Raw genomic sequence first — 26842 nt, 5'->3', positions numbered from 1 at the left:
TCGGTCACTGTACCGAACCGAGCCCAAGTCATCCGATGAATATGCGGCAGATCACCCGTCGCCCCGGCGACGGGCGAGCAGCAGCGCCCCGCCGCCGCCGACCACGAGCACGGCCAGCACCGTGCCGCCGAAGAGCGCCCAGGTCTGCGACCACCATGGAGCGGCGACCGCCACGCCGGGGCGGTGCGCCGTGCCCTTCGTCGGATTCACGAACGCCTTGTCCGGTGACGCGTGCAGATCGCCGTCCGTCGCCACCGCGCCGGTGTCCTCGCGCAGCAAGAGCCGGTCGGTCCGGGGCGGGGCCGCGAAGTCGAACATCGCGTCCAACCGCCCCGCCCGCTCGTCGAAGCTCGCCCCGCCGAGCCGCCCGAGGCCCCAGTTGTCCTGGATGAACTTCGTGACGGAGGTCTGCTCGGTGTAGGTGTGGTCCACGAAGTTGCGCTTCGCGTACGGCGAGATCACCAGGAGCGGCTGGCGGGTGCCGGGGCCGCAACGTGCCTGCTGCCCGGCCAGCGGCGGGTGCGCGGCCGCGAAGTCGCGGCACCACGTGTCGTCCGCGCCGGGGTCGTCCTCGTAGGCGGCGGGGTTGTCCGACCCGTTCAGCAGGACCGGGGCCTTATGGTCGTACCAGCCGTCGGAGTCGTCGTACGCGATGATGATCGCGGTGTCTTTCCACGCCGGGGACTGCTGGACCGCGTTGACCCAATGGGCGATGAAACGGCCCTCGTCGATCGGGTCCGAGTAGCCCGCGTGGCCGTCCTGGTACTGCGGCGGCTTGAGGAAGCTCACGGCTGGCAGCGCGCCCCGCGACAGCGCCTCTTGGAAGTCCGCCATGTCGTACTGGTGGTTCGCCTGGCCGTCGTGCCCGATCTCCTCGGGGGACTTCGGCGGCAGGTGGTGCGGGTTCGCGGTCTGCGGGAAGTATTGGAAAGGCTGGTGGTGCGCGGAGTAGTCGTCCGCCGCGTTCTTGCCGACGTTCTTGTGCCCCGTCTTGCAGATCGCCCGGTCCCCGTCGCGGCTCGACGGGCGGAAGCCCGCCTGGAACCAGCCCCAGCTGACCCCCTTCTCCCCGAGCTGGTCGCCGACGGTCCTCGTCCCGGGGACGAAGCCCGCGAGGTTGTCGTCCGTGGAGCGGTCGTTGCGGTTCGAGCAGTCGTCGAACGCCGGGTCCGGGTCGTCCACCATCGTGCCGACTCCCTCTGCGTTCGGGGCCTTCACGAACCTGTCCGGCTTCGCGGTCGGCTGCCCGGTCGCGGGGTCGAAGGAGCGGATCCCGTACGTGGTGCCCGCGACGAGGTTCACATGCCCCGGCGTGGACGGGCCGAACACGGAGCTGAAGCTGTTGTCGTTCAACGCGTAGTGCTGGGCGTAGTTCCACAGGGCGGCCACGGTGTTCCCGTCGAAGTAGCCCATGTTCAAACCCCGGCGCTCGAACATGTTCTTGCTCTTGCTCGAGCACTTGTCTTTGCTCGCGGTCTCGAAGGACTTGTCCATCTTCCCGCCGTTCGCGGCGCGCTGCTCCGCGTCGTACTCGTGGTTCTGATCGCACGTCAGCGCCTGCTCCGGGGAGAGCCGGAACGGCTTCTGGGCGTTCGGGTTCGCCTCCCCCAGCAGGCCGTCGTGCTCAAGGGTCGCGACGTCCGCCGGAGTCGCCGGGTCGGCCACGAACTTCGGAGCCCGCTCGCCGGAGCCCTGCAACGTCTCCCCGTCGATGTTCGCCGCGTGCGGGTAGGTCGCGAAATAGTGGTCGAAGGAGATGTTCTCCGGGAAAATCACCACCAAGTGCTTGATCGGCGTCGCCGTCGCCCCCGCCGCGGAGGCAGTCGGAGCCAGGGACAGCGCGAACGCCAAAGCCGACGCGAGCGCGATGCGCAGAAGTCTCATCTCTTTCTCCTACCTTCCGTCGATGTGGCGCCACTGTAACAGCACCCGGTGACAGGACGATTGCGCGTTTGCCCTACGCCAGCAGACCCCGCCCCAACCAGTCCCGCTCGTCCCGCGCTCCGGGCAGGGCGAAGAAGTACCCGCCGCCGAAATTCCTGATGTAGTCGGCGAGCGGCTCGCCGACCAGCCTGCGCTGGACCGCCGCGAACTGCCGCTCGACGTCCTGCTGGTAGCAGGTGAACACGAGCCCAAGGTCCAAGTTGCCGTTGGAGTCCAGGCCGCGCGAGTAGTTGTAGGCGCGGCGCAGGATGCGCGAGTCGTCCGTCTCCGGGTCGCGAGGGTTCGCGAGCCGGATGTGGCTGGTGAGCGGGATGACCTTGCCCGCAGGATCGCTCGCGTAGTCCGGATCGTCCGTCTCCGCGTTCCCGGTGAGCGGGGCCCCGCTGGCCCGGTCGCGGCCGAAGATCTGTTCCTGCTCGCCGATGGAGATCCGGTCCCAGAACTCGACCAGCATGCGGATCAGCCGGACGACCTGGTAGCTGCCGCCCTTCGTCCACGCCTGGTCGTCCGGGGCGGCCCACACCAGCCGGTCCATCTCCCCCGCGTTCGCCGGGTCCGGGTTCGCGGTGCCGTCTTTGAAGCCGAAGTGGTTGCGCGGGGCGCCGTCCGGGCGCGGCGGGGCCGTCGCCCCGTCGATCTTCCAGTTGAGCTGCATCGCTCCCCTGGTGTGCCGCGCGATGTCGCGCAGCGCCCGCAGCGTCGCGTCCTGGCTCTGCGCCGCGACGACCAAGCTCAGGTCGCCGTGGCACCAAGCGGGGTCGAGCTCGTCGCCCTCGAACGCCTCCATCCTCGCGAGCCGGGCGGGTTTGCGCCCGGCCAGGCCGTAGCGCCCGTCGAAGAGCGAGGCCCCCACGCCGAGCGTCACCGTCAGGCCCGAGGGCTCCGGAGTCGGGCCGAGCGTGCCGGAGTCGGCGGGCACATCGCCGATGCCGGTGGACATGGGCGCTTTGCCCGAGGCCAGCGTCCGGATCCGCTCGGTGATGGTCTTGAACAGCTCGGCCAGCTCTCCCCGGCCCGCAGCCAGCACGTTCGCGCTCGCCACGACGGCAGCGGGGGCCGGCTCGGCCAGCACGCCCGGCTGATGCTCGCCGTACAGCGGCGCGGGTTTCGCCGCGCCGGGCGGCTCCGGCCGATCAGGTCCGCAGCTCGCGAGCGCCCCCGCCGCCGCGACGGCCCCGCCGAGGAGCAGCGCCCGCCTGCCGAGGCTCGCTTCCGCCCCTGCGCCCGAGTCGGTCACCGGGACCTCCGGATGTCGCAGATGGCGGCGACTTCGGCGAGGTGCTCCGCGAGTTGGCCGAACGAGGCGTTCAGCCGCTGCCCCGTCTGCCGCGCGGCGACGAGCGCGCCGGCCGCGTCGAGCTCGTCGCGCAGCCGGTCGAGCGACGGGAGGCGGGGGCGCAGCAGCGGGTCCAGCAGGCCCAACAGCTCGCGGACGCCGTCGAGGTTCGCGGCCAATGTGGCCAGCATGCTGTGCGAGCCGTGGTCGTCGCGCCCGGTCAGCGTCTTCTCGATCGCGTCCTCCACGATCTCGTGGGCCCGAAGCCCTAGGTCAAGCGGATCCACTTGGGCCTGAGGGAAGTCCTCCGCGAGCGCGTCCGCCGCCGAGGCCAGCGCGCCGCCGGCCTGGGCCGGATCGCCCCGGCCCGACCACAGCGCCGCCTCCGCCGACGCGAACGCGGCCTGCACCGCTTCGCCCGCGTCGCCGAACGCGTCGTACGCCGCGCCGAGCGTCTCGTACCGCCGGTGCGCGGAGAGCCAGCCCTGCTTGCCCGGCTCTCCCCCCGCCGCCGCCTGCCGCGCCTCGGCAGCCAGCAGGGGCAGCTGTCCGGCGACCCATTGCTCGTACGCCCTCGCGGTGGGGTCGAGGTCTTGGACGCTGACGGGGAGGATCGCCCTCGTCGCGCCGAGGGGAGCCGGGCCGGGACCGGCCGCCGCCTCCTCGGCGGGGGCCACGGCGAACGGCTCGCTGTACATCACCCTGCGCTCCTCGAAATAGCAGGCGTACCGGTACCTGCCGGGAGCCAGGCGCACCGGCTGGGCCCGGGTCGAAGCCGGGGCGACCGGCTCGATCTCGAACACCGCAGCCGGGCTGTCCGGCAGGACGACGCGCAGCTCCAACGGCGCGGCGGACGTGTTCGTCACCGCCATGACCTGCTCGCCGGTGGCCGCTTTCGGCTCCGCGACGCAGCCGTCCCCGACGGCGCGCACCTCGGTCACCGGCAGGCCGGGCCAGAGCGCCGCCCACGGCGACAGTCCGGCTCCCGCGTCCGAGGCGCAGCCCGCCGCGACGAGCAGCAGGCACCCCGAGAGCGCGAGCCGGCCGCCGGTCACGCCTTTTTGGTCAGCAGGAACACCGGGATGAGCCGGTCCGTCTTCGTCTGGTACTCGGCGTATGGCGGGTACACCTCGACGCCGCGCTGGAACCAGAGGTCGCGCTCCTCCCCTTCCACCTCGGTCGCCACGACGTTCCAGATCTCCGAGCCGTCCTGCAGCACGGCTTCGGGGTGCGCCTTGAGGTTGAAATACCAGCTCGGGTGCTTCGGGTCGCCGCCCTTGGAGGCGATCGCGGCGTATTGGCCCTCGTGCTCGACGCGCATGAGCGGGGACTTGCGGATGGCTCCGGTCTGCGCGCCCTTCGTGGTGAGCAGGATGACCGGCGCGCCGCCGAGCACCTCGAGGCTCGGCGTTGTCCCGGTCGCCTCGATGGTCGCGACGTGCTTGTTCACCCAGCCCCACGTGCTCGGCTTGTACTCTCCGCTCAGTGTCATGCGACCAGTCTACTCAAGCGGCGCGCGCCAAACGAGCCTCGCCCCGCCCAGTTCGGACGGCCCGACGGAGAAGGATCCGCCAGCCTCCTCGGCCCGGCTCGCGAGATTGGCGAGGCCGCTGCGGTCGATGTCCTCCGGGACGCCGATCCCGTCGTCGGACACTTCGATCACAAGCTCGTCCGCCACGGACATCTCGACCAGGATCTCCGAGCCGCGCGAATGGCGCACGGCGTTGCTCACCGCCTCGCGCACCACTGCCTCGGCGTGCTGGGCCAGCGGGGCCGACAGGACGCCGAGCGGGCCCGCGACCCTCGATGTGACATGCAGTCCGGAATCGGCGGAGAGGTCCGCGACGATGTTCTGCAGCGCCACTCGCAGCCGGACCGCCCCGGACCGGTCCGGCTGGAGCTCGAAGATGGTGGCGCGGATGTCCTGGATCACCTCGTGCAGCTTGTCGATGTGGTCGTCGAGCCGGTCCGCGAGCGCGGGCAGCTCCGCCATCCGCCTCGTGCTCTGCATGCCGAGCCCGATCGCGAAGAGCCGCTGGATGACGTGGTCGTGCAAGTCCCGCGCGATCCGCTCCCGGTCCGCGAGCAGTTCGAGCTCCCTGCGAGTCTCCTGCTCCGCGGCCCAACGAAGGCCGAACGCGGCCTGCTCGGCGAACGAGCCGACCAGACGCACGTCCTCCTCCTCGAACGGGGCCGCGTCCGGATCCCTCGCGACAAGCAGCGTTTTGAGGCGGACGTGCCCGGTGCGCATCGGCGCGACGAGCACCGGACCCGACCCTGGGGCGGCCTCGCCCGGCGCGAACCGCCGGGGCGCCCCGTCCTCGGCCAAGTCCCGCAGCCGAGGCTCGTCCATCCGGGACAGCCCCGAAGGCACCCTGCCTTCGCGCACCGCGATCCCGAACGGCTCCCCCTCCGGGCCCGAGACCAGCACGGCGGCGAACGAGGAACCCGCGAGGCCCATGGCGCGCTCGGCGACCAGCCGCAGCACCTCGTCTCGCGCCGTCTCCGCCAGGATCGCCTCGGTCACCTCTTTCGTGGCCTCCAACCAGCCGCGCCTGCGCCGCGAGTCCTCGTAGAGCCTGGCGTTGTCCACCGCGACCCCCGCAGCCGCGGCGAGCGCGAGGACGAGCCGCTCGTCCTCGTCGGTGAACAGGCCGCCGCGCTTCTCGGTGAGATAGAGCCTGCCGAAAACCATCCCGCGCGCCATGATCGGCACCCCGAGGAACGAGCGCATGGGCGGATGGCCCTCGGGGAAGCCCACCGAGGCGGGGTGGTCTTTGATGTCCACCAGCCTCAGGGGTTTCTGGTCGTCGATCACCACGCCCAGCACGCCCCGTCCGAGCGGCAGGTCCCCGATCTGCTTGCGGGTCGCCTCGTCGATGCCCTCGTAGATGAACTCCGCGAGCATCCCGTCCTCGCGCAGCACCCCAAGCGCCCCGTACTCGCAGTCCACCAGGCCGACCGCGGCCTGGACGATCGCCCGCAGCGTCACCGACAGGTCCAAGCCCGAGGAGATCGCGAGCACCGCGTCGATCAGGGAACTCTGTCCGGCCATCCGTTCAGCGTACGGTCCGCACCGCGAGCACCGCCGCCTGCGTCCTGCGCTCCACGCCGAGTTTGGCGAGCAGCTTGGAGACGTAGTTGCGCACCGTCTTCTCCGCGAGGAACATCCGCTCCGCGATCTGGCGGTTCGTCAGCCCCTCGCCGATCAGGTCGAGCAGCACGCGCTCCTGTTCGGTGAGGCTCGCCAGCGGCCCAGGGTCGGGAGTCCCCGCGCGCAGCTGGCGGATCAGCGCCTCCGCCGCGCGGTTGTCGAGCAAGGACCGCCCCGAGCCCACCGCGCGCACGGCTGAGACCAGCTCCATCCCCTTGATGTCCTTGATCACGTAGCCCGCCGCCCCGGCGAGGATCGCGTCCGTCATGGCCTGCTCGTCGGTGAACGAGGTCAGCATGAGGCAGCGCAGCTCCGGCAGCTTGGAGCGCAGCTCGCGGCAGAGCTCCACCCCGTTGCCGTCGGGCAGCCGGACGTCGAGCACCGCCACGTCCGGGGCGGCCGCGGGAATCCGCGCGAGCGCCTGCTCCGCCGATCCGGCCTCGCCCACCACGGCCAAGTCCGGCTCCTGTTCGAGCAAGTCCGCGACGCCCCGCCGGACGACCTCGTGGTCGTCCACTAAAAACACCGAGATCCGGGCGTGCTCTGTCATTGTCCGCCGCTCACTGCTCGCGGGCGATGACGACCGGGCAGGGGGCGTGATAGATCATCGCCTGCGCGGTGGAGCCGAGCACCGTGGACACGAACTCGCCGTGGCCCCTGCTGCCGACGACGAGCAGCTGCGCCGAGGCGGCCCGCTCCAAGAGCGCGTGGTTGGGCCGGTCCCGTGTGACCTCGGTGCGCACCGGCACGTCGGGGTACTTCTCCCGCCAGCCCGCGAGCTGCTCGGAGAGCAGCGCGCGTTCCTTCGTCTCGATCGAGGCCCAGTCGATCAACAGCGGGTAGGCGTACACCCCGCCGCTGTCCGAGAACGACTCCATCCAGGCGTGGACCGCCAACAGCTCCGCTCCCCGCCACGAGGCCTCCTCGAACGCGAGCGCCACCGCGAGATCGCTCGCCTTGGAGCCGTCGATCCCGACGACGACCGGGCCCGCCTGGGCCGCCTCTACTTGGCCGCGCACCACCGCGACCGGGCAATGCGCCCGATGCGAGACCGCGACAGCGGTCGACCCGACGAGCATGCCGGTGAACGCGGTCTTGCCGGTCGAGCCGAGCACCACCATGCGCGCGGAGCGGGAAGCCTCGACCAGAGCAGCGACCGAGCCGCCAGGGCGCACCTCCGCCTCGACCGACAAGCCGGGGTGCGCTTCGGCGAGCTTCGCGCCGAGCTCTTCGACGAGCTGCTTGCCCTCCTCCTCGATCGACCAGATGAAATCGCCGTCGAAAAGCACGCCAGAAGCTGCCGCGAAAGACGGCAGGCTGACCGAGTGCAACAGTTTGAGCGGGATGTTCTCGCGCAACGCGATCTTCGCCGCCCAGCGAGCGGCGTGGGCCGACGACTCCGAGCCGTCGATCCCGACGACGACCAGTGGTGTGTTCGAGTTGGTCATGGCCCGTTCCTTCCAATCGGCTGTTGCCAGCGTCCGCAGGCTCCGCGTCGAGCCTCCCCTCCGACGGTACGCCTCCCCCGCGCGGCCCCGCACGGAGCGGAAGTCACCGTTGCGGAAGGACATATGCCCTCTGTTTCCGTCGGCCTCCTCATGGGCGGCGTAGCCTGGCTGTGTGACTCGACCGACGGCACTCGCCCCGCACCGTCTCGTGCTCCCCGCAGCGGAACTCGGCCACCTCTTGGACGTGCTCCAATGCGATCTGCCGCCGAGTTGGCGGGCGAGCGCGCCCGCGCCTGCGCCCGAGCAAACGGCCGCCTGCAGGCGCGGCCTCGTCCAACGTCGGGCCATGATGGCAGAGGGGGACGGGAAAGCGGCGGTCAACCCCTCGGTCGCGATGAACCTCCAAGTCCTCACCCACCCGCAGGCGATGCTTGCCACCTCCGCGCATATCGGATCGCGCGCGGTGCAGTGCCTGCACGCGATCTCGGGGATCTTCGGAGCCTCTCTCTTCCGGCTCGACGGGAACCAGCTGGAGCTCTCCTTCTTCCGAGCGGTCGACCTCGGCAAAGAGCTCGCCCGTGCGGTGCCGCCGGAGTCCGAGCACGCGCCGGACCTCGCGAAACTTTTCGGCGACGAGCCCCGCGAGCCACTGGCCGGAGCGCTGCCGCTGCGCGCTGTCGAGGAGCTGGGGCTCGCCGTGACGCTGCGCTCTGCGGACCCGCCCGGCGTCGGGGCGGTGCTCGAAGCGCTCGCCCTGCCCCAGGAGCAAGCCCGCCTGGCGAGCCGTCTCGCCGACGAGACCGACGGCCTGCTCACCTGCGATTTGACCGGACGCTCCGCGAGCGGGCCCCTTGTGGACCGGATCGTCTGGCTGCACGCGGGGAACTCATGGCTCGGCCTTCGGCCGGACAACGGCCCGGACGGCGAGCACCTCGTCCGGCTCGAACCGACGCAGCCGGGATCGCTCGGCGTGTGGGCCGCGGGCTTCCTCGCCTCGATCCTCTCGTGATCTCTCGGACGGCGATCTTTCCGAAAACTCGATGGAACCGAATCGGGCAAAACCGCGTCTAACCCGATAAGAGCTTGTGATGCGCGAGTAAAATGTGATGGAACCAACAGGCCGAGGGACGGAGACCAGACGATGCCTTTCTACGGCAACCCGGACGATCTCGAAAGAATCGCAGCCGAGATCAACAGTCAGGCCTCGCATGTCCGCGACCGGGCGACGGAGCTGGTGAACAAGGCAGGGGCCATGCGCTGGCACGGGATCGCCGCCGATCGCTTCCGCGAGCTCGCGGGAGAAGACCGGAGCAAGCTGAACGACGCGAGCAGCGGGCTCGACAAAGCCGCCGACGAGCTGCGCAAGCACGCCCAGACCGTGCGGGAGCGCCTCGCGCTGATCAAGAAGTTCGAGGAAACCGTCGGCGACTGGTTCCACAACGCGGTCTCCTGGTTCAACAACGCCGTGCACGAGATCGCGAACGGCGTGAAATCGGTGTGGAACCACTTCTTCGGCAGCGAGGAGTCCCGGCCCACCGAGCCGTGGGCCGGATTGAAGTACAGTCCGAACAACCTCCCCGAGCCAGGGCATAAAGACTGGATCGAGGTCGGCGAGTACATGCAGAAGAACGGGAAGATCTGATGGGCGAGCCTCCCGGCAGCTCCATTCCCGACACCAACATCAAGGTCTCCGGCGGCGCAGGCGGCACTTCCGCGGTGTTCGAAGACTTCGGCGAGATGGGCAGGCTCACCGACGACATCGGCGGGGACGCGCTCGTCACCGCAGGCAAGAGCCACAAATATCTTGTGGACCCGAACGTCGTCGCCTCCGCTGTCCTCGACCCCGTCGGAGCCGCGAAGTTCGAAGGCGCGATGCTCGGCGCGCTCGACGGCCCGAAGGGCCTCACGGCGGTGGCCGGGACCATCGAGCTGCGCTCCGTCGCGCTTCGCGCGGCCGAGGCGGGCTACCAGCTCGCCGACGAGGCGAACCGCCAGCTTCTCGCGGACTTGGAATGGACCCTCGCGGCGGCGGCTCCCGGCGCGCTGCCCGCCGAACTCGTCGGGATCCTCGGAGTCGCCACCGGCTCGGCGCTCGCCGACTACATCAAAAATGGCGGGGACCTCAGCAAACTCAAAGACGACGAGATCGCGGCGTTGCAGCGTCTCATCGTCGAGCACCCTGGCCTTGTGGACGCGGCGGTGAACATGGCCCCCGGCATGATATCCAACCTCCAGGGCTTCCCCGTCGACCTGCAGCAAGGAGCGGCGGAGATCGGCCTGCTCATGCCGGACGGCAAGGCGAACGTCGTCGGGAAAGGGATCGATACGGACACGTACGCGAGAACCCCGCCACAAAACCTCGGCGACATCATGGCCCAACTGAACCACCGCAACGACACGGCGCAGCAGGACGGGAACACCGGGCCGAACATCGACGTGCGCAAGGTGACCGGGCCGGACGGGAAAACCCGTTGGATCGTGGACGTGCCCGGCACCAAGGTCTGGAACGCTTCCACTCCGGGCAGCAACAACACCAATATCAACGACCTCGGCACCAACATTCACGGAGTCGCGGGCCAGGACACGGCGCTGCAACAGGCGATCGACCAGGCGATGCAACAAGCCGGAGTGTCCAAGGGCGACCCAGTGATGCTCGTCGGCCACAGCCAGGGCGGCATCGTCGCCGCGAACGCCGCCGCCGATTGGGTCCACGAGGGCAAGTACAACGTCACCAATGTCGTCACCGCAGGCTCGCCGGTAGGATTGGTCGACATGCCCTCGAACGTCCAAGTGCTGTCATTGGAGAACAATGGGGACATCGTCCCGCACCTCGACGGCCGGAACAACCCGGACACGTCCAACTGGACCACCGTCACCTTCGACCACCAGACCGGCACTGTCGGCGGAAACCACAAGATGGGCGGCCCCGGAGACCACGGCTACACCGATGTCGCCGCCTCGCTCTCCAACAGCACCGACCCCTCCGTCGTCGCGTTCAACCAGTCCCTCGCCAACAATGGCTTCACCACAGGAACCTCGGTGGAGACGCAGCAGTACTATGCCACTCGGGTGCCGAACTGATGCGCCGCTTCTTCCCAGTCCTCGCTCTTGTGCTCGTCTCCGCGCTCTGCGCGGCGTGCGGCGACAGCAGCGTCCCCAAACTCGGCCAGAAGATCGTCGCAGAACTCAAGGCCGATCCCCTCGTGGCCGAGGCTCGCTACTCGTACTGGCATCCGGGGCTCGACGACTCGCAAGAGCCCAATATCATTTTTTCGATCACGGCTGCGTCGGACGCCGTCGAGCTCCCCGCCTTCCAGCCTCTCATCAGCAAGGCAACGGAAGAGGTCTGGCAGTCGAAAACAGACCTGACGCAGATCTGGTACGTGATCACAGCCAAAGGCTTCGCACCGCCGTCCTCGACGACCTGGCCGCCCGGCGGCCTGGTCCCCGAAGGCAAATTGATTCAGCTCTGCGTCTGGCTAGCACGCAGCGACACGGCTCAGCCCAGTTCTTCCGTACAGCCTCCTGAGCCGTCTTCCTCCGGAGGGGCCGCTCGCTGGCGCCCGCATATCGCCACCAATTCCTTCAATGACTGCAAGAGCCAGGAGAACACCCCGGAGCAGCGCTTCGCAAACGCGCTGTCCGCCGATCTGCGAGCCAAATACGGCTTGCACCAGACCCGCTGACCCGAGCGTTGAAGCACAACCGAACACATGGCGCTCCTCGATGACCACAACAGCCCTGAGCGGGACCGGGCGATCGGCTACGCCCTTCTGCGGCTCGCCGTCGGCATGAGCATGTTCGGGCACGGGCTGATCTGCATCGTGAAATTCCCCGAGTTCCACACCCACCTTGTCGGGGCTTTCGCGAAATCGCCGCTGCCAGGGAGCCTCGTCTCCCTCTTCGCCGCCGTGCTGCCGTTCGTCGAGCTCGCTGTCGGGGCCTTGCTCCTCGTCGGCGCGCTCACCAGGGCCGCGCTGATCGCGGGCGCAGCGCTGATGACCGTTCTCATCTTCGGGTCGAGCCTGATCGAGCATTGGGGGCCCATCGCGCAGCAACTCGGACACGCGGCCCTGTTCGCGGCACTGCTCGCGTTCCTCTCCCACAACCGTTACTCCGTCGACGCGTGGAAGAAGACAAGACACCATGAGCTATGACATTTTCGCATTCGACACCGGAGCCGTCTCGGCCGACGAGGAGCTGCTCCCCTGGTTCCGGGAGCAGGCAGAATGGTCCGAAGCTCGCGACTACAGCGATCCAGAGGGCGCCGCTCCCGAGCTGCAGGCGCTCTATCGCGAACTGATCCGGCTCTTCCCGCCCCTCAACGGGCCCCACGCGCCGGAGGTTTCGCCGGATCAGGACGTTTCTCAGTTCGCCGACTACTGCATCGGCAGCCAGATCCTCTACGTGGGCTTCTCCTGGTCCCAGGCCGAGCAGGCGCGGGACGCCTTCGTCCGGCTCGGGCTCAAACACGGGGCCGGGGTGTGCGAGGTGAGCGCGACGCCGTCCGTCATCCACCGCCCCGCCGAAACGGGACGGCACACACGCCAGCTGGTGGTCAACACGACGCACCGCCAGCGCGAATACTGGCTGGCCCCTGGCTCCAGCGCCGCGCGGCGGCTCGCCGCCGAGATCGAGCGGCTCGGCGCGGGCGGCGAGGAGGAGGAACGGACGATCAATCTCGTCCTCGTCCCCCTCGCTCCCGGGCGGGAGTACGAGGAGGACCGGACGACGAAAGAGTTCCTCCAGACCGCGGGCACCGCAGAGCGGCTGACCGCGGAGATCAAACGGCGCGAGCCCGACGGCTCGCACCGGCAATACGTCCTCGGCCGCCCGAGCGCCGCCGAGGAGACGGACCGGTCCGAGCTGATCCGGTTCGGCGAGTACCAGCAAGCAGTCCGCCCCTCCGAAGTGCTCACAGCGGCGGAGGTGGTCCCGCTTTTCCAGCACTACCACGAACACGCCGCGATCCGAGGCGACTGGCATCTGCGCGAACTCCCGCGCTTCGCCGAAGCCGGGGAGTGACCCGCCGGGCTCAACCCCGCTCTAGTACGTCACCTCGTAGTCCGACTCGTCGGGCGCGGTCAGCATGGCCGTCATCGTCTTGCGATCGTACGGCCAAAGGTCGACCGCGCCGTTCTGGTTCAAATACCAGGAGTTGCAGCCGGTGTTCCACACCGTCGGGCCGAGCGCTTCTGCGACCCCTTCGTTGAAGTGCTTCGTCGCCTCGTCCGTCACCTCGACCGTCCGCACGCCGTCGTCGCGGAACCGGCGCAGCCAGTGCGTGATGTATTTCGCGGTGAGCTCAGCGGAATACTGCAGCGACACCGATCCGACCGGCGAGTTCGGGCCAAGGACGGTGAACAGGTTGGGGAAGCCGGGGATCGCGGTCATCCGGTAGGCTCTCGGGCCCTCCGCCCACGCCTCGTCGATGGTCAGCCCGTCCTTGCCGCGCAGGTCCATCGGCCGCATGTAATTGTGCGCCTTGAAGCCGGTGGCGAGCACGATGACGTCGAAGGGGCGCTCGCGCCCGTCGCCCGTTCGGATCCCGGTCGGGGTGACCGCCTCGATGTCCTCGGTCACCAGCTCGGCGTTGGGCCGCGCGATGGCCCGGTAGTACGTGCTGGAGACGACCTGCCGCTTGCAGAGCGGCTCGTAGTCGGGGGTGAGCTTCTCGCGCAGGACTCGGTCGCGGACCAGCGCCCGCAACGAGAGACGGGCGTACGCCTGGACCGCTTTGCGCCGCCAGGTCGGACGGGTGGTCACGTCGGCGAGGATGTTCGAGCCCCACAGCGCGAGCGCGTAGATCCTGCGCTGCAGCTCGGGCCGCGCGGCGAGGAACCGGGAGACGAAGCGCGGCTGCGGCACGCTCATCGGGGCCCAAATGACCCACTGCGGGCTTCGGACGAAATGCGCCACCGAACGAACGGCGGGCTGCAGCGCGGAGACGACCTGGACCCCGGTCGAGCCGGTGCCGATCACCGCGATCCGCTTGCCCTCGGTCGCGACCGAGTCGTCCCAGCGCGCGGTGTGCACGACCGGCCCCTGGAACGAGTCCAGCCCAGGGATGTCCGGAATCGACGGATGGTGCAGCACTCCTGTCGCGCAGACGAGGAAGTCTGCGTCTTCGATATGCCCGTCCGCCGTGACGACCCGCCAATGGCCGTCCCGGTACTCGGCGGAGACGACCTCGCTGTTCAGCCGGATGTATTGGTCGAGGCCGAGCCGGTCGACGACGTCGCGGTGATAGCGCTGGATCTCGTCGCCGGTCGCGCAGACCTGCGACCAGTCCGGCTTGAGCGCGAACGAGAGCTGGTAGATCTGCGACGGCACATCGCAGGTCAGCCCCGGATAACGGTTCCAATGCCACACCCCGCCGACGTCCGAGCCCTTCTCAAGGACGACCAGGTCGGTGAACCCCGCGCGGGTGAACGTGTGCGCCGCCGCGATGCCCGCCATCCCCGCGCCGATGACGCAGACGCGGGGGCTCCGGACCGTCCTCGCCATCACAGCTCCCCGATGTTCGCGGCGTGCTTGCTCGCCTGGCGGTCGAGCCGGTCTTGGTAGGCGCGCCGTCCGACCGGGTCGGTGTTCAACGCCCTGCGGTCGTTGATGACCCGACGGCCGAAGTTCACCAGCGGCTCCGGCAAGAGTGTGAGCAGCGAAGCGGGGAAGAGCAGCCAGCCGGGGACGGAGGTGCGGGCCCGGCGCGTCCGCAGGGTGCCGACGATCGCTTCCGCCACGTCTTCTGGCTGCACCTTCAACAGGCTGCCGCCGGGCATGTCCGCGCCGGAGGCCAGCTCCGTGTTCACCGCCGAAGGCAGCACCGCCGAAATGGTGACGCCGGAGCCCCGGTACTCGGCACGCGCGGCGAGCGACGCTCCGACCGCGCCGAACTTGCTCGCGTTGTAGGTGGTCATGCCTGGAATCGGCACCACGCCGGCCAACGAGGCCACATTGACGATGTGGCCCCGCCCGCGCGCGAGCATGTCCGGGAGCACGGCGCGCATTCCGGCCAGCACTCCTCGGACGTTCACGTCGAGGATCAAATCGACAGTGGCCCACGACATCTGCTCGAACGCGCCGAGCGGCATGACGCCCGCGTTGTTCACCAGCACGTCGATCCGCCCGCTCCCCTCGTTGACCGCCGACACGAACGCGTGCCACGACTCGGGGCTGGTCACATCGAGGTAAGCGCTGCGCGCGCCGGGGATCTGCGCCGCCGTCTGGGCCGCCACATCCGCGTCCACGTCGCCGATCCACACCGTCGCGCCTTTGGCGGCGAACAGCTCCGCGGTGGATTTGCCGATGCCGCGCGCGGCTCCGCTGATGACGACCACCGCGCCATCGACGGAAATGGGTTGAGACCGGTTGGCCATGGCATGTCCTCCTCGCAGCGGGCGGTCCGCTTCGCGGACGATGTTACGCAGATTACTCGATGTGTCCGCGCGTAAAATTCCTTACATAACAGAGTCTCATGGTATTCAGATACCCGAAGAATGTCAATGGCCGCCCCCTGCGGCTATCATCTGCGCATGCCCCGATTGACCCGGTCCGAACGACAGGCCCAGACCAGGGCCGAACTGCTCCAAGCCGCCAAGGCCCGGTTCCTCGCCATGGGCTACGCCGCGACCACGCTCGAGGACATCGCCGACGAAGCCGGGTACTCCAAGGGCGCGGTCTACTCGAACTTCTCCGACAAGCCGACGCTCTGCGGCGAAGTCCTCGACCTGATCCACCGCGAGAAAATGGCCGAGATCGGCGAGATCGTCGCCGCCGAGACCAGCCTCGGCGACCGGCTCTCGGCGTTGGCCCGGTGGCTGGACACGAGCCTCGGAGACGTGGGCTGGACGATGCTCGAATTCGAGTTCGTCGTGCTCTCCCGGCACGACCCCCGGCTGGCCCAGACGATTGTCGAGCTGCGCTCGAACGCGCACCAGATGACCGTCTCCGCGCTGCGCGACGCGCTCGCCGGGCTCGGAGGCGAGGAGGCCGACCCCGCCATGGACCAGCTGCTCTCGGACGCGGCGAACCTCGCGCTCAGCGCCGGGATCGGGCTGAGCGTGCAGCGCGCCATCGACCCGGCCATGGCCGCGCGCCCCGTCGGCGACATGGCGCGAGACCTCGTCGCCCTCATCGCCGCGCGCATAGGCGAGGGCCCCGCCGACGAGTTGCGCGAGATCCTCTCGGGCGAGACGCGATAAAAGCGCGGGCGAGGCCGGGGGCCGCGCCCGCGCGAATCCTCCTACTTCAGGTGGTCGACGAGGCGGCCCTGCTCCCCGAACAGCTCGGCTCCCCATTCTTCGAGGAGCGGCGTGGTGTCGATGTCGTCGGGATGAAAACCGCGCCGCCCGAATAATGCGATGTCCTTGCGCAGACCCTTGACCAGCGGGCTGCGCAGCAGCTTGATCCCGTCTTTGAACACCTTCAACGGATGTCGCCGCGCGTAGGAGTCGGTGGCGAAGACGGTGCCCAAGACCAGGAGCGTGAACGTCGGGACCAGCAGCGGCCCCGCGACGCGGACCATCAGGACGCGCAGCCACTCCGGCCCGCCGATGGTGCGGTACACGTCGAAGGCGACCGCCTTGTGCTCGAGCTCCTCGAAGGCGTGCCAGAGGATCAAGTCCTTGATCGACTGGTCCGACATCAATGCCTGGAGCTCCTCGCTCCGGAGAATCCGCTCGGCGGCCAACGCCGTGAAGTGCTCGCCCAGCGCCGTGCCCGCGAGTTCCGCCAGCTTGTAGAGCCGGAAGCGCTCGCGCGGGAACTCCTCGTCCAAGACCTTGTCGAAGGCTTCCCAGAACTTGCCGCCCTTCTCAAGCAAGTGCTTGTAGGGATAGCCAAGGGCCACCAGCTTCTCGTTGAGCTCGCGGTGCTGCAGGCCGTGGACGGCCTCTTGTCCGATGAAGGCCGCGACCCGCTTCTTCAGGACCGGGTCGGTGACCAGATGGGAGTATCGGCGGACCGACCGGATGAAGGTCTCCTCGCCGGGCGGAAAACTGTAGGAGAGCATCGCGAACAGCTGGCTCATCACGATGTTGTCGTCCGCGTAGTACTTCTTGATCGGCTCGGGATCCCCGAACGGGAAGCTGATCCGCCGCACCTTCGGAAGCGCAGTCTTCGCGGGGAGGGTCGCTGTCATCTCGAACTCCTTTACGTCAACCAAAGAGAAACGTCAGTAGGCAGGCTCCGAACCAATCCGGTAATACTGCTACCCCTAGTAGCATATACCACCAGTGAGTCGAATCACAAGCATGGGCGGCCACGCGCGAGGCTTCGCGCCCGAACGCAAGCCCGAAGCCAGATTCGCGCCTCCACGCGTCCCCCCTTCTGCGGCGAGGGCCATTCGCAACCCCTGACCAATACTATACCCCCTATGGTATAAATGGGACATGACGACAACCTTCGACAACGCCGTCCCGCACGGGGCTCCCGAAGACATCGCGGCAGTCCTCGGCCGCCTCCGCCGCGCCCAGGGCCAGCTTGGCGGCGTGATCGCAATGATCGAGCAAGGGCGCAACTGCCGAGACGTGGTGACCCAGCTCGCCGCTGTGTCCCGCGCGCTCGACCGCGCGGGCTTCAAGATCATCGCGACCGGCCTGCGGGACTGCATCGCCGACGACAGCCGCACCACGCGGCAAGGGCTGACCGTGGACGAGCTGGAGAAGCTGTTCCTCAGCCTGGCCTGAGCCCCGGACTAAGACGAAGGAGACCGATATGGACGAGATCACGCTCTGGCTGGACCCGGTGTGCCCGTACTCGTGGACCACGGCCCGCTGGCTCCGCTCCGTGGCCGACAAAGAGGGGTTCGTCCCGCGCTGGGAGCTGATGAGCCTTGCCGTGCTGAACGAAGGACGCGAGCTGCCCCCGCCGCAGGCGGAGCGGATGCGCGCGTCACGCTCGGTCGGACGGCTGTTCGCGAGCCTCGCGCGGACCTTGGACGACGACGGCATGTGGTCCGCGTATGCGGCGTTCGGCGAAGCGTTCTTCGAGCGAGGAGCCCCCTTCGACGACCGCCTCGTCGGCGAAGTCCTCCGCGCCTGCGCCGCGACGGGCTCCCACGAGCAGAGCCCGTCCGACGAGACGCTGGACGCGGCGGTGCGGGCCTCGCACGAGCGCGGGCAGCGGGCGCTCGGCGACAGCGGCGGCAGCCCCATCGTCAGCATCGGCGGCACGGCGTTCTTCGGACCGGTGCTCACCTCGCTCCCCGGCCAGGCCGCCGGGCCGGAACTCTTCCTGGCCCTCAAGGCGCTCGCCGCGATCCCCGAATTCTCGCAGCTGCAACGACCTCGGCCCGTCCGCCACTGACGACAGTAAGGAAAACATCGTGTGCCATCCGGCAACCTGCCGCGTCTGCGGCAAAACCACCTGGTCCGGCTGCGGCGCGCACATCGAGTCGGTCAAACGCCGCGTGCCGCCAGAGCGGTGGTGCGACGGCCATCAGCAGTCATCAACCCCGTCCTGGCTGGGACGGCTCTTCCGAAGGAGCAACTGATCATGGGCAACAGACTCGTCATCCTCGGCGCGGGCATCGGCGGGCTCAGCGTCGTCAAAGAACTCCGGGACTCCCAGATCCCGCTGGACGATCTCGACGTGACCCTCGTGGACGAGAGCTTCGACCACTTCCTCGGCTTCGCGCTGCCATGGGTCATGCGCGGCTGGCGCACCGAGGAAAGCGTCCCGATCCGCCTCGCCGAGCATGCGGCCGCCGAGGTCAAAACCGTGCGGGCGACAGTCGGCGGCGTGGACCCGGCGCGGAAGACCGTCTTGCTGGACGACGGCTCCGAACTCGAATTCGACGCCCTCGTCGTGGCCTTGGGCGCGAAAAACGCCCCGAGCAAAGTGCCGGGTCTGCAAGAGGCGCTCGACGCGGGCCTCGCGGTGCACTACTACAGCGCCGCCGAGGCCGGACGGGCCCATCAGGCCCTCGCGGACTTCGCGGGCGGGAAGCTCGTCTTCCTCGTCGCCGCCCAGCCCTACCGCTGTCCGGTCGCGCCCTACGAAGGAGCGCTCCTCGCCGCCGATCTCCTCGAAGAGCGCGGCAAGCGCGCCTCTGCCGAGATCGCCGTCTACACCCCTGAAAAACAGCCCATGCCCTCGGCGGGGCCGGACGCGGGGCCCAGGCTCGTCGAACTGCTCAGCCAGAACGACATCGCCTTCCACCCGGAGCACGCCGTCGAGCTGGTCGACCACAGCAACCGGACCGTGCGCTTCGCGAACGGCCAGACCGTCGCCTTCGACCTGCTCGTGTTCGTCCCCCCGCACGAGCCCGCAGTCGCCCTCGGCGAGCCCGACTGGATTCCCGTGGACCGCGAGAGCATGCGGACCGAGCACGAAGGCGTCTGGGCCATCGGCGACATCACCACGGTCATCTCCCCCTCCGGCAAGCCACTGCCGAAAGCCGCGATCTTCGCCAAGAACGGCGGCAAAGCCGTGGCCCGCAACATCCTGCACTACTTCGGCAAGGCCGAGGCCCAAGACCGGCTCTCCGGGCTCGGCTACTGCTACATCGACACCGGCTCGCACCACTCCGCGCGGGGCAAAGGGGACTTCTTCGCGCTGCCCCACCCCGGCGTGATCCTCGACGAGCCCTCCGAGGAGCTGCACAACGACAAGCTCGAGGAAGAGCGGGCATGGCGGGCGCTCTGGGAATGAGCCTCCGCCCGGATTCTCCCGCGCACGCCGGAGCGACAAGAACCCAGCAGACCTCCTGCCTGATGAAAGCTGGATGAGCGCGCGCGACGGCCTCCCGTCGCGGTTCGCAAGGGCCATGCGCCTCGTCTCGTTTCCGGTCGTCCCGGCGTGGCTGGCCTTCGCCTCGGCCTGCTCTTCGACACCATCGTCGTGCGCTCCTTCATGCACCCCGCCATCGCGTCCCTGCCCGGACGCTGGTTCTGGTGGCCGCTGAACGTGCCCGCCCGTCCCCGACCGCCTCGCACAACGACAAGGAAACCCGCATTGACCGAAGCGAACATCCCGACCAGTCCCGCGAAAGACCGGAGCCCGATCGGCTCCGCGGCGCTCATCGCCCTGCCGATCCGGCTCGTGATGGGCTGGGCCTTCTTCTCCGCGTTCTGGCGCAGGACCGCCTTGAAAGACGCGCTCGACCCGGACGCCGCCGGTTACGTCGGGGAGAAGTTCAACCACTTCCTGCCAAACGCGCTCATCGTCAAACCCGCCATCGAGCACCTCCTGGCCCACCCCGGGCAGCTGCACGCCGCCATGGTCCTGTTCACCGTCGCGGAAGGGGTTGTCGGCCTCTTCCTCCTCGTGGGGCTGTGCACCCGCGCGATGAGCCTGGCCGCGATCGGCCTCTCGCTCGGCATCCTTCTCGGCTCGGGCTGGCTCGGCACCACCTGCTTGGACGAGTGGCAGATCGGCGTCCTCAGCTCGGCCTGCGCCTTCGTCCTGCTGTTGACCGGCGGCGGACGCTACTCGTTGGACCACGCGCTCGCCAGGCGCAGACCTGCGCTCGCGCGCTCGAAGTGGTTCGCGCGGCTGGCCTCCGGGGAATGGGCCGTCCCCGCGAAAGCCGCGCTCGCCGGCTCCCTCGCGATCCTGCTCGTGGACCTGGCCACGAATCAAATCTTCCACGGCGGCGTCTACGGCCCGCTGCACAACAAATCCGTGCGGCCGAAGATCGAGATCTCCGACGCGCGGATCGCCGACAACATCCTCCAGTTCTCGGTCTACCGCACCGAAGGCGTGGACGTGTACGGCTCCTTCCTCGTCGAAGCCGCCGTCGTGGACACCCAGACCGGGGCGGCCGCGGCCACCGTGCTCGCCAACCAGCTCGGGCACCTTCCCGCGCAGGCCATCCGCAACACGTACGTGGCGAAAGTGAAGCCGGCCGGGCGCAGCCTGCTCGTGCCCCTCGGAGCGAAAGCGCAGGTGACCCTCGACGTGCGAGGAGCGCAGCTCGAACCGAGGCACCCGCACGCCCTCGTCCTCACCGACATCAGCGGAGCCCAGTGGAAAGCGCCGCTCAAGACCGATTCCTGACCGCTCGGACGCGCCGTGCGGCTACGCGTCCGACCAGACCGCCGCCCGCGCCGCGCCGCCCGCGATCAAGTACTGCGCGGTCGCGTAGGTGGCCATGACCACCGCCTCCGCCACGGGCGGCGCGCCGCGCCACAGGAACCTGCGCAGCCCAAGCACGGCGTCGCTGACGAGGAACGCCAGTCCCCCCGCGACCAATCGGCGGCGGGCCGGGGCCGGGATCCCCGCGCCAAGCATGGTCGCGCTCGCCGCCGTGCTCGCCAAAGCCGCCGAATAGCCGAGCAGGACCGGAGCCAGATAACTCGCCTCCCTTCCGGCTGCCAGCGCCACGCCCGGCGCGCTCGCCGCCCACACCCCCGCGATCGCCTTGGCCCCGCGCCCAGGGCCGCCAGCCCGGTATGGGAGCAAGCCGCAGATGTACGCGGCGTGCCCCGCTGCGAAACTCGTTGCCCCGCGCGCGAAATCCCTCGGCCCGTCCCCGAGCAGCGCCACGTCCCCGCCCCAGCCCGCGAGCTGCCCGGCGAGCGTGGTCCGCAACAACGGGGAGCGGCGCGCGCCGGGATCCGAGGCCAACGAGGCCGCCAGCAGCGGCATCAGCAACGGCTTGGTGAACCGCCGCGCCCGATGCGCGCTGTGGCTGGCCGAGCCGGAGAGCACGACGTCCACCGCGGCCACGCCCGCGTACACGGCCCGCAAGCCGACTGCCAACCGCTGACCGCCGAACGAAAACGCCACGTCCGCAACGATACCTTCTCGGCCCAGCCCCGCCGGTGGAACGGCTCAGACGGAAGCAGTTGGAAGTGGAGCTGCCGAGAATCGAACTCGTTCCTACATGCAGATAGCTGGATCACTCCCCCGCTGAACTGCTTCTACTGTTCTTTGGAGCTTTCTTCGGCCATGCTCTGTTCTGCGGAAACCGTGGGCAAAATCTGGGCGGAATCAACTCGGGCGATCCCCTTAGCCATCAGCTCCGACAGATCACCGAGGTCGCTCGGATAGGGGTGCCCCAAACCAGTGCGTCGTGGACCGCTCAACCTGCGCCCGAAGAGCCAGGACGCGTCTTGGCTCCCGCGATCCGCATGCGCCTCGGTCCCCCGGGGTTTGCGGGGGTTTGCGCCGCCAACGTGCCATATCCAAGGCGTCCGCCACCAGTTCGGCGCGGATGTGGCCCGCCATCAGGTCGTCTTAGTCCGCCATCAGGTCTTCGCCGCAGCGTTTCGAGTAGACGTCGTTGAACTTCCGGAACGCCTGGATGGCGTTCTTCACCTTGTCGGAAATCCGGCGCGCCTTCTCGTCCAACGGCAAATGCGTGCCGACCGGGCTGGTCGTGTCGTCGAACCAGGTCGCGGTGTCGTCGTTCACCTGGGCGAGGTTGTCGGCGGCGTCCCGCAGATCGGGGAAGTCCACCTCGGGCTCGGCGTCCCGCAGCTCGCCGCTCGACTGGCGCAGCGAACGCGAGAGGTCGCCAGCCTGGAAGAACAGGGCCACGACGTCGAAGCTGCCGGTCTCCTCCTCCGGATTGTCCGGGTGCGGCAGGGCTGGCGAGACGAACTGAGCGACGCCGTGGAGCTTGTCCACGTTCGCAGCGGTGTCGTGCGCGGCGCGGTCAAGCGCGGCGCACGACGCCTCGGCCCCGAGGGCTGGAGCCGCGTGCGAGAAAGCGGCGACCCCAAATCCGGCCGCCGCGACGGAACTCAACAATGCAATGGTCACGCGAGAGGTTTTCATCGACAACTCCAACTCTGTCAAGTGGGTGGCGCAGCGGTCCGCTGCAGCTCCAGCTTCAGTGGGGACGAGCCAGGCCCGTCCGCTTCGGGGCCGAGACTTCGTTGTCATCGATGTGACCGGGGCCCTTGCGCGCGCCGGCTCCTTGGAGATTACCATGAATCCACGCATGTCGCTTTTCTTAAATCCCCAGCTCAGAGTCTTAAATTCCCATGGGTTGCCCCTGGCTTCCCAGACACCGTGCCCGGAAAACAGGGAACGGCTCACACGAGACCTGGCGCTGAGCGCTGTCACCTCGCTAGCTGGCGGTTCCGAGATGCTCCAAGGGGTTATGCGCACGTGCCAAGTCTTTAGATTTGGCACCCCGTTAGGTGGTGATCATTCATACGGGCAAAGCGGCGGTCACCGATCCAAAGCCGCGAGGAAGCCGTCTGGATCTGTGAGACTGATTGCCAGAGAGCGGATAGGCCATCGAAAGAGCGGCGCCTTCGCTGGTTTGATCGGAGCATCGAACTGGACGATCACGATTCCGTCGCGAGACCCATTGACGAGCCAGCCATTCTGGAAGGCATGAACTCCCCACCCCAAAGGCCGTTTGCCGTAGATGCGGGCAGACGAGATGTTCGCAAGGGGCACGTCGATGCGGAACGACCAGCCGTGTCGGACGTGGAGCACATCGTCGACGATTCTGATGACTGTCCGCTTCGGCCCCATCCAAAACACGGTCGCGAGCAGCTGGTACCACCGGTCATATCGCATCGCGAAATCCATACGACAATTGTCGTCTAGCGCGGAGTCAACGACGCACGCGCCCGCAGCGCGGAGCTGAAACCCCTGGGTGGAGCTGCCGAGAATCGAACTCGGGTCCTTCGTCGCTTCAAAAGGCCTTCTCCGTGCGCAGTCCGCTCTGTCATTGCTCGGGCCTCCCGGTCACACGGACAAGCCGGGAAGACGGCCCCAGTCACTGTTTGGTGTCACCGCCAACCCCGTGACCGGGCTAGCGGTTGGATCCCTCTTGCTGATGCCAGGAACCGGGCCGAGGGCGTTCCCGGGCTGACAGACACGCTATCGCTTAGGCAGCGAGGGCGTAGTCGCGCTGAGTAGAGTCGGCGCTTATATTTTTTACAACGACGCTTATACGGTGGTCAGTTGCCTGCACCGGCACGCTTCTCCTTCATCGACGTTCGAAGTCGAAACCTGTCAGCCCCTAACGTCGCCAGCCGCGGAGCACGGCCGACTTGACGATTGTAGCATCCCCGCCAAGATCATTCCATGCCTTTGCGGCGGCGGCCCATGGCCCGGATGACTTCGCGGTCGGCGTCGCGTTTGGCGAGGTCTTGGCGTTTGTCGTGCAGCTGCTTGCCTCGGGCGAGGGCGATTTCGACTTTCACCCGTCCGGCCTTGAAGTACATGGAGAGGGGGACGAGGGTGGTGTTGCCTTCGCGGGTCTTGCCGACGAGGTCTTCGATCTCGCGCCGATGCAGCAGCAGTTTGCGGGTGCGGGTCGGGGTGTGGTTGGTCCAGCTGCCGTTGCGGTATTCGGGGATGTGGACCCCGCGCAACCACACTTCGTCGCCGTCCACGGTGGCGTAGGCGTCGAGCAGGTTGGCGTGCCCTTCGCGCAGGCTCTTGACCTCCGTGCCCTGCAACACCACCCCGGCCTCGTAGACGTCGAGGATCGAGTAGTCGTGCCTGGCCTTGCGGTTGCGCGCGATCAACGCCTCGTTCGGGTCGTTCTTCTTCACGCTCTTCATAACCGGAAAAGGTTACCAGTCAGGGCAAATGCTTTAAATGAGGATGTAATCCACTCGGCTTCTGTTGCGGTCCCAAAGCTCCTGGTAGCTGCGCTGGCGTTCTGCTTGCGGGGCTTCGCGGTCGCCCATGCCGCGCAGGACGCGGGCGTTGAAGCGGCATTCCTCCAAAACAACTTTGATCCGCGCGGTCATCATGTCGCGCAGGCGCTCCAAGCTGGGGGCGATGTCGCGAGTGGGCCAGACCCCTGAGCGGGCGTCGCGGACCGCGAGGTCGAGCAGGCCGTGCAGCTGGAGGTATTCGTCGCCCGCCACGACGATGGTGGACCAGACGCCCGCGACGAAGTGGCACATTTCGACGTCGGCCTCGGAGAGCTGGGCGGCTTCGCCGGACTCGTCGGGTTCGTCCTGTACGAAGGCTCCGAGGCTGCTTCGCACGGCCTGGGTGGCGGCCAGGACGCGTTTGCGGCGCCGCTGGAGCGCGGAGGCCGCTGCTTTGTCCCCGTCGCCGAGCGAGCGCCGCAGCGCTACGGCGATCTCTTCCTCGCCCTCGGCCCGGCGCACGGCGGCGAGGGCTATCTCGCACGCGCCGACCAGCCAGTCCACCAGGCAGATCAGCTCGCGCAACGCGGCCTGGGGGTATTCGTGCGCGCGGGTGAGCTGCTGGTCGAGTTCGAGGGTCAGACCGTCCTTCCAGGTCTGGCCCACCACGCTGCGGATCGGCTCGTTGAGCACTGAGGGATGCTCCGCGCCGGGAGCCCACATCTCCTGATAGCGGCGCAAGGCTTCGATCAGCTCCCCCAGCGCGCGGGCTGTCCGCTCCCGGACGTCCCCTTCCCCTGCCGGGGAGGTCTCCGCCACGGTCAGGTCCGCACGTACCAGCGCAGGGTCACATACGCGGTCGAGGCCGCGAGCGCCGCGCCGATCAGCGTGATGAACGGAGCAAGCTCCCAGACGTTCCCGGTGGTCACCGGGGCGACGAGGCCTGCGAGCTGGAAGTCCTGCAGGGAGTTCTGGAAGAACATCTTGCGGGAGATGAAGAGCCCGACGACGGCGAGGCTGGAGCCGAAGAGCGAGGCGATCACCGCCTCGACGAGGAAGGGCAGCTGCGTGTACCAGCGGGTCGCCCCGACCAGGCGCATGATGGCGATCTCGTTGCGCCGGGTGAACGCCGCGATCTGCACCATGTTGGCGATGAGGAAGACCGCGATGACGGCGCAGATGACCGCCATGGCGAAGGCGACGTCCCGCGCCCCGTCGAAGACGTGGAAGACGCGCTTGACAAGCTCGCGCTGGTCGACGACGCTTTGCACTTTCCCGTTCAGCTCCGCGTCGTCGCGGAACTTCTCCACGAGCTGGCCGAATTGCTTCTGGTCGGTGGCGGTCACCTTGAAATAGGCCAGCAAGGCTTCCTTGCCGTGCTGCGCGGTGAGCTCCTGCAAATCGGGCTGGTCGGCGAACACGCGGTGGATCGCGTCGTCGTACACCTCGTCCGGGGAGAGGTAGCGCACCGAGGCGACGCCGGGGGTTGCTTTGAGCTTCGCCTCGAGCGCCTTGCAGGCGGCCTGCTCGCATTTGGGGTCCGGGCTGGTGAAGCTCTTGGAGAGGTTCACCCGGATTTCGAGCTCGGAGAGGAATTGCTGCTTGCTCCGGTCCGTCAGGCCGACGACCAGGATGCCCGTGCCGAGCATGGTGAGCGCGATGGCAGAGGTCAGAATCATCGCGATGGCGATGGTGATGTTCTTCCGAAAGCCGGTGAGGACCTCGCCGACGAGGAACTTCAAACGCATTTTCTTGGGATTACCTTCCGACTCCGTAAACGCCTTTGGCCTCGTCGCGCAGGACTTTCCCGAACGACAGCTCGATCACCCGCTTGCGCATGGAGTCGACGATGTGATGGTCGTGCGTGGCCATGAGCAGCGTGGTCCCGCCGTGCCGGTTGATCCGCTCCAACAGGCTCATGATCTCGCCGGAGGTCTCCGGGTCGAGGTTGCCGGTGGGCTCGTCCGCGATCAGGACCAGTGGCTTGTTCGCGAAGGCTCGCGCGATGGCGACGCGCTGCTGCTCGCCGCCGGAAAGCTCGTGCGGCAGCCGGTCGGCTTTGCTCGCGAGGCCGACGAGCTCGAGCACTTCGGGCACGGTCTTGTCGATCATCGCCTGCGGCTTGCCGATCACTTCCAGCGCGAAGGCCACGTTCTGCGCGACCGTCTTCTGTTGCAGGAGGCGGAAGTCCTGGAAGACGCAGCCGACGGTCTGGCGCAGCCGGGGCACGCGCCGCGACGGCAGTTTGTTCACGTGGAACTTCGCGAGATGGATGTCGCCCGAGTCGGGGACGTCCTCCCTGATGAGCATCCTCAGAAGCGTGGACTTCCCGGAGCCGGACGGGCCGATCAGGAAGACGAACTCGCCGTCGTCGACTTCGATGTTCACCTTGGACAAGGCTTCCCTGGTGGACTTCGGATACGTCTTCGACACGTTCTGCAGACTGATCACAGCGTGCAAGTGTACTGGGAGCCGCCCAGAAGCCCCAGCCAACACAGCATCT

29 protein-coding genes, 1 other RNA gene and 1 pseudogene are annotated in these 26842 nt (G+C 68.2%); 13 read left to right on the top strand and 18 right to left on the bottom strand.

Features of this window, described 5'->3' with window-relative positions; all coding sequences use genetic code 11:
• Positions 1-51 precede the first annotated feature (51 nt).
• From HMPREF9336_RS16100 to HMPREF9336_RS16075, 7 genes are all read right to left on the bottom strand, one after another.
• The gene (locus HMPREF9336_RS16100; protein ID WP_007468847.1) at positions 52-1884 is read right to left on the bottom strand and encodes a phospholipase C; all 1833 of its coding nucleotides are present in this window, start codon (positions 1882-1884) and stop codon (positions 52-54) included.
• A gap of 73 nt (positions 1885-1957) precedes the next feature.
• Positions 1958-3181 carry a Dyp-type peroxidase gene (locus HMPREF9336_RS16095; protein WP_021030869.1) on the bottom strand — a complete coding sequence of 408 codons (1224 nt, stop codon included), beginning with the start codon at positions 3179-3181 and terminating at the stop codon, positions 1958-1960.
• On the bottom strand, positions 3178-4275 hold the full coding sequence (locus HMPREF9336_RS16090) for a hypothetical protein (RefSeq protein WP_021030868.1): 1098 nt from the start codon (positions 4273-4275) through the stop codon (positions 3178-3180). The genes HMPREF9336_RS16095 and HMPREF9336_RS16090 overlap by 4 nt, the downstream gene beginning before the upstream one ends.
• Complete coding sequence (locus HMPREF9336_RS16085) at positions 4272-4712, bottom strand: nitroreductase family deazaflavin-dependent oxidoreductase (protein ID WP_007468844.1); 441 nt, start codon at positions 4710-4712, stop codon at positions 4272-4274. The genes HMPREF9336_RS16090 and HMPREF9336_RS16085 overlap by 4 nt, the downstream gene beginning before the upstream one ends.
• 9 nt (positions 4713-4721) lie before the next feature.
• Positions 4722-6275, bottom strand: a complete 1554-nt coding sequence (locus HMPREF9336_RS16080; RefSeq protein WP_007468843.1) for a sensor histidine kinase — start codon at positions 6273-6275, stop codon at positions 4722-4724.
• A 4-nt stretch (positions 6276-6279) separates the two neighbouring features.
• Entirely contained in the window at positions 6280-6924 is a 645-nt protein-coding gene (locus HMPREF9336_RS17690) for a response regulator (RefSeq protein ID WP_007468842.1), read from the bottom strand.
• Positions 6925-6934: 10 nt separating this feature from the next.
• Entirely contained in the window at positions 6935-7822 is an 888-nt protein-coding gene (locus tag HMPREF9336_RS16075; RefSeq protein ID WP_007468841.1) for a universal stress protein, read from the bottom strand.
• A 172-nt stretch (positions 7823-7994) separates the two neighbouring features.
• Between HMPREF9336_RS16075 and HMPREF9336_RS16070 the strand changes: the two genes are divergently transcribed.
• From HMPREF9336_RS16070 to HMPREF9336_RS17685, 6 genes are all read left to right on the top strand, one after another.
• Positions 7995-8831, top strand: a complete 837-nt coding sequence (locus HMPREF9336_RS16070) for a hypothetical protein (protein ID WP_040585700.1) — start codon at positions 7995-7997, stop codon at positions 8829-8831.
• A 132-nt stretch (positions 8832-8963) separates the two neighbouring features.
• The gene (locus HMPREF9336_RS16065) at positions 8964-9464 is read left to right on the top strand and encodes a WXG100 family type VII secretion target (RefSeq protein ID WP_007468839.1); all 501 of its coding nucleotides are present in this window, start codon (positions 8964-8966) and stop codon (positions 9462-9464) included.
• On the top strand, positions 9464-10903 hold the full coding sequence (locus HMPREF9336_RS16060; RefSeq protein ID WP_007468838.1) for a lipase family alpha/beta hydrolase: 1440 nt from the start codon (positions 9464-9466) through the stop codon (positions 10901-10903). The genes HMPREF9336_RS16065 and HMPREF9336_RS16060 overlap by 1 nt, the downstream gene beginning before the upstream one ends.
• The gene (locus HMPREF9336_RS16055; RefSeq protein WP_021030866.1) at positions 10903-11508 is read left to right on the top strand and encodes a hypothetical protein; all 606 of its coding nucleotides are present in this window, start codon (positions 10903-10905) and stop codon (positions 11506-11508) included. The genes HMPREF9336_RS16060 and HMPREF9336_RS16055 overlap by 1 nt, the downstream gene beginning before the upstream one ends.
• A 27-nt stretch (positions 11509-11535) precedes the next feature.
• Positions 11536-11979: a DoxX family protein gene (locus HMPREF9336_RS16050; RefSeq protein ID WP_007468836.1), complete on the top strand. Its 444-nt coding sequence runs from the start codon at positions 11536-11538 to the stop codon at positions 11977-11979.
• On the top strand, positions 11969-12847 hold the full coding sequence (locus HMPREF9336_RS17685) for a hypothetical protein (protein ID WP_007468835.1): 879 nt from the start codon (positions 11969-11971) through the stop codon (positions 12845-12847). The genes HMPREF9336_RS16050 and HMPREF9336_RS17685 overlap by 11 nt, the downstream gene beginning before the upstream one ends.
• A gap of 21 nt (positions 12848-12868) precedes the next feature.
• Here HMPREF9336_RS17685 and HMPREF9336_RS16035 read toward each other — a convergent pair whose 3' ends face one another.
• Both HMPREF9336_RS16035 and HMPREF9336_RS16030 read right to left on the bottom strand, forming a co-directional pair.
• The gene (locus tag HMPREF9336_RS16035; protein WP_021030865.1) at positions 12869-14329 is read right to left on the bottom strand and encodes a flavin-containing monooxygenase; all 1461 of its coding nucleotides are present in this window, start codon (positions 14327-14329) and stop codon (positions 12869-12871) included.
• On the bottom strand, positions 14329-15201 hold the full coding sequence (locus tag HMPREF9336_RS16030) for an SDR family oxidoreductase (protein WP_007468833.1): 873 nt from the start codon (positions 15199-15201) through the stop codon (positions 14329-14331). The genes HMPREF9336_RS16035 and HMPREF9336_RS16030 overlap by 1 nt, the downstream gene beginning before the upstream one ends.
• Before the next feature lie 156 nt (positions 15202-15357).
• Here HMPREF9336_RS16030 and HMPREF9336_RS16025 point away from each other — a divergent pair, with 156 nt between their 5' ends.
• Positions 15358-16026, top strand: coding sequence for a TetR/AcrR family transcriptional regulator (locus HMPREF9336_RS16025; RefSeq protein ID WP_051357455.1), 669 nt, complete (start codon positions 15358-15360; stop codon positions 16024-16026).
• A 41-nt stretch (positions 16027-16067) separates the two neighbouring features.
• Here the strand turns inward: HMPREF9336_RS16025 and HMPREF9336_RS16020 are convergent, their stop codons facing one another.
• Positions 16068-16964, bottom strand: a complete 897-nt coding sequence (locus HMPREF9336_RS16020) for a metal-dependent hydrolase (RefSeq protein ID WP_007468831.1) — start codon at positions 16962-16964, stop codon at positions 16068-16070.
• A gap of 250 nt (positions 16965-17214) precedes the next feature.
• On the opposite strand from HMPREF9336_RS16020, the gene HMPREF9336_RS16015 reads away from it, so the two are divergent.
• The 6 genes and pseudogenes from HMPREF9336_RS16015 (at position 17215) to HMPREF9336_RS16000 (ending at position 20824) form a co-directional block, all read left to right on the top strand.
• Complete coding sequence (locus HMPREF9336_RS16015) at positions 17215-17511, top strand: metal-sensitive transcriptional regulator (RefSeq protein ID WP_007468830.1); 297 nt, start codon at positions 17215-17217, stop codon at positions 17509-17511.
• Positions 17512-17539: 28 nt separating this feature from the next.
• Complete coding sequence (locus HMPREF9336_RS16010) at positions 17540-18130, top strand: mycothiol-dependent nitroreductase Rv2466c family protein (RefSeq protein WP_007468829.1); 591 nt, start codon at positions 17540-17542, stop codon at positions 18128-18130.
• 19 nt (positions 18131-18149) lie between these two features.
• Positions 18150-18317 carry a hypothetical protein gene (locus HMPREF9336_RS18745; protein WP_169727327.1) on the top strand — a complete coding sequence of 56 codons (168 nt, stop codon included), beginning with the start codon at positions 18150-18152 and terminating at the stop codon, positions 18315-18317.
• Positions 18318-18319: 2 nt separating this feature from the next.
• Positions 18320-19477: an NAD(P)/FAD-dependent oxidoreductase gene (locus HMPREF9336_RS16005; RefSeq protein WP_007468828.1), complete on the top strand. Its 1158-nt coding sequence runs from the start codon at positions 18320-18322 to the stop codon at positions 19475-19477.
• 162 nt (positions 19478-19639) lie between these two features.
• Positions 19640-19766: pseudogene (locus HMPREF9336_RS19370) on the top strand (MMPL family transporter); the annotation flags it as partial.
• 14 nt (positions 19767-19780) lie between these two features.
• On the top strand, positions 19781-20824 hold the full coding sequence (locus HMPREF9336_RS16000; protein WP_425277277.1) for a TQO small subunit DoxD: 1044 nt from the start codon (positions 19781-19783) through the stop codon (positions 20822-20824).
• A 21-nt stretch (positions 20825-20845) separates the two neighbouring features.
• Here the strand turns inward: HMPREF9336_RS16000 and HMPREF9336_RS15995 are convergent, their stop codons facing one another.
• From HMPREF9336_RS15995 to ftsE, 8 genes are all read right to left on the bottom strand, one after another.
• On the bottom strand, positions 20846-21556 hold the full coding sequence (locus HMPREF9336_RS15995; RefSeq protein WP_007468826.1) for a lysoplasmalogenase family protein: 711 nt from the start codon (positions 21554-21556) through the stop codon (positions 20846-20848).
• A gap of 450 nt (positions 21557-22006) precedes the next feature.
• Complete coding sequence (locus HMPREF9336_RS15990; protein ID WP_156920441.1) at positions 22007-22534, bottom strand: hypothetical protein; 528 nt, start codon at positions 22532-22534, stop codon at positions 22007-22009.
• A gap of 414 nt (positions 22535-22948) precedes the next feature.
• Complete coding sequence (locus HMPREF9336_RS15985) at positions 22949-23317, bottom strand: hypothetical protein (RefSeq protein ID WP_007468824.1); 369 nt, start codon at positions 23315-23317, stop codon at positions 22949-22951.
• 65 nt (positions 23318-23382) lie between these two features.
• Positions 23383-23754: a transfer-messenger RNA gene (gene ssrA, locus HMPREF9336_RS18115) on the bottom strand.
• Between the two features lie 57 nt (positions 23755-23811).
• The gene (smpB, locus tag HMPREF9336_RS15980) at positions 23812-24300 is read right to left on the bottom strand and encodes an SsrA-binding protein SmpB (RefSeq protein WP_021030863.1); all 489 of its coding nucleotides are present in this window, start codon (positions 24298-24300) and stop codon (positions 23812-23814) included.
• A gap of 33 nt (positions 24301-24333) precedes the next feature.
• Complete coding sequence (locus HMPREF9336_RS15975; RefSeq protein ID WP_007468821.1) at positions 24334-25158, bottom strand: hypothetical protein; 825 nt, start codon at positions 25156-25158, stop codon at positions 24334-24336.
• 2 nt (positions 25159-25160) lie between these two features.
• Entirely contained in the window at positions 25161-26087 is a 927-nt protein-coding gene (gene ftsX / locus HMPREF9336_RS15970) for a permease-like cell division protein FtsX (RefSeq protein WP_007468820.1), read from the bottom strand.
• Positions 26088-26097: 10 nt separating this feature from the next.
• On the bottom strand, positions 26098-26790 hold the full coding sequence (gene ftsE, locus HMPREF9336_RS15965; RefSeq protein ID WP_021030862.1) for a cell division ATP-binding protein FtsE: 693 nt from the start codon (positions 26788-26790) through the stop codon (positions 26098-26100).
• Positions 26791-26842 lie beyond the last annotated feature (52 nt).

It is taken from the genome of Segniliparus rugosus ATCC BAA-974, assembly GCF_000185725.2.
Taxonomy (GTDB): Bacteria; Actinomycetota; Actinomycetes; order Mycobacteriales; family Mycobacteriaceae; genus Segniliparus; species Segniliparus rugosus.
Note: the sequence above shows the minus strand (reverse complement) of the source record. Positions and strands in the feature narration are given on the sequence as shown.

Bases quoted from the DNA above. Each gene is read 5' to 3' on its own strand.
- HMPREF9336_RS16100 (WP_007468847.1), bottom strand. From the start codon at position 1,884: ATGAGACTTCTGCGCATCGCGCTCGCGTCGGCTTTGGCGTTCGCGCTG.
- HMPREF9336_RS16085 (WP_007468844.1), bottom strand. From the start codon at position 4,712: ATGACACTGAGCGGAGAGTACAAGCCGAGCACGTGGGGCTGGGTGAAC.
- HMPREF9336_RS16080 (WP_007468843.1), bottom strand. From the start codon at position 6,275: ATGGCCGGACAGAGTTCCCTGATCGACGCGGTGCTCGCGATCTCCTCG.
- HMPREF9336_RS17690 (WP_007468842.1), bottom strand. From the start codon at position 6,924: ATGACAGAGCACGCCCGGATCTCGGTGTTTTTAGTGGACGACCACGAG.
- HMPREF9336_RS16075 (WP_007468841.1), bottom strand. From the start codon at position 7,822: ATGACCAACTCGAACACACCACTGGTCGTCGTCGGGATCGACGGCTCG.
- HMPREF9336_RS16065 (WP_007468839.1), top strand. From the start codon at position 8,964: ATGCCTTTCTACGGCAACCCGGACGATCTCGAAAGAATCGCAGCCGAG.
- HMPREF9336_RS16060 (WP_007468838.1), top strand. From the start codon at position 9,464: ATGGGCGAGCCTCCCGGCAGCTCCATTCCCGACACCAACATCAAGGTC.
- HMPREF9336_RS16055 (WP_021030866.1), top strand. From the start codon at position 10,903: ATGCGCCGCTTCTTCCCAGTCCTCGCTCTTGTGCTCGTCTCCGCGCTC.
- HMPREF9336_RS16050 (WP_007468836.1), top strand. From the start codon at position 11,536: ATGGCGCTCCTCGATGACCACAACAGCCCTGAGCGGGACCGGGCGATC.
- HMPREF9336_RS17685 (WP_007468835.1), top strand. From the start codon at position 11,969: ATGAGCTATGACATTTTCGCATTCGACACCGGAGCCGTCTCGGCCGAC.
- HMPREF9336_RS16035 (WP_021030865.1), bottom strand. From the start codon at position 14,329: ATGGCGAGGACGGTCCGGAGCCCCCGCGTCTGCGTCATCGGCGCGGGG.
- HMPREF9336_RS16030 (WP_007468833.1), bottom strand. From the start codon at position 15,201: ATGGCCAACCGGTCTCAACCCATTTCCGTCGATGGCGCGGTGGTCGTC.
- HMPREF9336_RS16025 (WP_051357455.1), top strand. From the start codon at position 15,358: ATGCCCCGATTGACCCGGTCCGAACGACAGGCCCAGACCAGGGCCGAA.
- HMPREF9336_RS16020 (WP_007468831.1), bottom strand. From the start codon at position 16,964: ATGACAGCGACCCTCCCCGCGAAGACTGCGCTTCCGAAGGTGCGGCGG.
- HMPREF9336_RS16015 (WP_007468830.1), top strand. From the start codon at position 17,215: ATGACGACAACCTTCGACAACGCCGTCCCGCACGGGGCTCCCGAAGAC.
- HMPREF9336_RS16010 (WP_007468829.1), top strand. From the start codon at position 17,540: ATGGACGAGATCACGCTCTGGCTGGACCCGGTGTGCCCGTACTCGTGG.
- HMPREF9336_RS16005 (WP_007468828.1), top strand. From the start codon at position 18,320: ATGGGCAACAGACTCGTCATCCTCGGCGCGGGCATCGGCGGGCTCAGC.
- HMPREF9336_RS15985 (WP_007468824.1), bottom strand. From the start codon at position 23,317: ATGGATTTCGCGATGCGATATGACCGGTGGTACCAGCTGCTCGCGACC.
- smpB (WP_021030863.1), bottom strand. From the start codon at position 24,300: ATGAAGAGCGTGAAGAAGAACGACCCGAACGAGGCGTTGATCGCGCGC.
- ftsX (WP_007468820.1), bottom strand. From the start codon at position 26,087: ATGCGTTTGAAGTTCCTCGTCGGCGAGGTCCTCACCGGCTTTCGGAAG.